At 64.2% G+C, this 1,300-nt stretch carries 2 protein-coding genes; both read right to left on the bottom strand.

From position 1 onward, the window contains the following. Positions 1 to 409: response regulator (locus tag EN984_RS34985; RefSeq protein ID WP_127384373.1), on the bottom strand; the 409-nt coding region annotated here is incomplete at its 3' end. A gap of 85 nt (positions 410 to 494) precedes the next feature. Beyond that, positions 495 to 1,300 (bottom strand): ActS/PrrB/RegB family redox-sensitive histidine kinase (locus EN984_RS34980; protein ID WP_164765940.1); only part of this gene is annotated, 806 nt, incomplete at its 5' end.

Here is a 1,300-nt window from a genome sequence, read left to right as displayed (position 1 = left end):
GCGCCGCGCGCTCGCCGGCGGTGCGGGTGAGTGCAGCGAAGATATCATCGGCGTCGGCGGGCTTGGAGAGATAATCGACCGCACCGAGCTTCACCGCGGTCACCGCGGTGGCGATGTTGCCATAGCCGGTCAGGATGATGGTGCGGGAATCCTCGCGCTTTTCGCGGATGGCCGCGACCACGTCGAGGCCGTTGCCGTCGCCGAGCCGCATGTCGACTACAGCGTAGGCGGGTGGATTGGCGCGCGCCTTGGCAACCGCCTCCTCGACGCTCTCGGCCGTCTCGACCACGAAGCCCCTGGCTTCCATGGCGCGGGCCAGACGCGTGAGGAACGGCTTGTCGTCATCGACGACAAGCAGCGAGGTGTCCTCGCCTTCAACCATTGCGCCAATATTCTCGTCGCCTGTCATAGTCTCAAAATTCCTGCTGCCTTAATTTTACGCAAATATAGTTCCTGAGCCCGATTGTCCAATTTTTAGAGGTCCTTCAAGGCTCTCAGGCGGTGTCGAACATGCTGGCCGAAGTGATTTCCGGATTGAGGAACACACCACGCGGCCACGATATCTGTACCATGGCGCCCTCGCCCAGGCCGCTGGAATTGCGGAAATCGAGCACGGCACCGGAGCGTTCGAGCAGGGTCTTGGCGATGAACAGGCCGAGGCCCAGACCGCCGCCGGTTTCATTGCCCTGGCGCGTCGACATATAGGGCTCGCCGATGCGGTCGATGATCTCGGCCGGAAAGCCGGGGCCGTCATCGATGATCGAGAAGGTGACGGTGGCCTCGTCCCAGCTCCAGTGCACGGTGACGCTTTTGCGGGCGAAATCGACGGCGTTCTCGACCAAATTGCCGAGGCCGTAGATGACGCCCGGATTGCGCCGCCCGACCGGCTCGGGGCCGATGCGTTCGCCGGGCCGAAGCTTGATCGAGATGCCGAAGTCCCGGTGCGGCGCGGTGACCTCCTCGACCAGCGAGGTCAATGGCAGCCGAGAAAGATGCGCCTCGCCCTCGGAGGACAGGCTGGTCAGCCGCTTGAGAATCTCGCGGCAGCGCTCGCTCTGCGAACGCAACAGCGTTACGTCTTCCCCATATTTCGCATCCTTGCCGAGCGCCTTTTCCATCTCCTTGGCGACAAGCGCGATGGTGGCGAGCGGCGTGCCGAGCTCATGCGCGGCCGCGGCGGCCAGCCCGTCGAGTGCCGAAAGGTGCTGCTCGCGCTGCAGCACCAGCTCCGTTGCAGCGAGCGCATTGGCCAGAAGCCGGGCTTCGGCGGCCACCCGGAAGGCATATATGGCGGTGAAGG

The sequence above is a fragment of the Mesorhizobium sp. M7A.F.Ca.CA.004.12.1.1 genome, from assembly GCF_003997835.1.
GTDB lineage: Bacteria > Pseudomonadota > Alphaproteobacteria > Rhizobiales > Rhizobiaceae > Mesorhizobium.
This window is presented reverse-complemented; position numbering and strand designations above follow the sequence as displayed.